Annotated in this window: 1 protein-coding gene; it reads right to left on the reverse strand. The window is 60.5% G+C overall.

The genetic code is table 11. The features are described from left to right. A partial coding sequence (locus Q5L94_RS13955; protein WP_317498951.1) for a transposase occupies positions 1–253 on the reverse strand: 253 nt, incomplete at both ends.

A 253-nucleotide genomic window follows, 5' to 3' on the forward strand; every position in this document is an offset into this window, starting at 1 on the left:
GTCGCATCAATCAGCAGATGCAAAGGGCCTCTCCCTCCGCGATAAGGGGCGGCGACGCTCAATGTCTTTTGGCGGCGGCACAGGCTGCTGAAGTCCGGCACTTTCCAGTCCAACCCTGCCAAACGCAGGAGGCTCTCGACGAACCCGGTCGTTTGCCGCAGAGGCATACCGAACAGCACTTTCATCGTTAGACAAACCTGGATAGCTTCGTCGCTGAACGCTGCTTGGCGTCCCCGTTTGCCCGTCGGACGGG

The organism is Idiomarina sp. Sol25 (assembly GCF_033052775.1).
GTDB lineage: Bacteria > Pseudomonadota > Gammaproteobacteria > Enterobacterales > Alteromonadaceae > Idiomarina.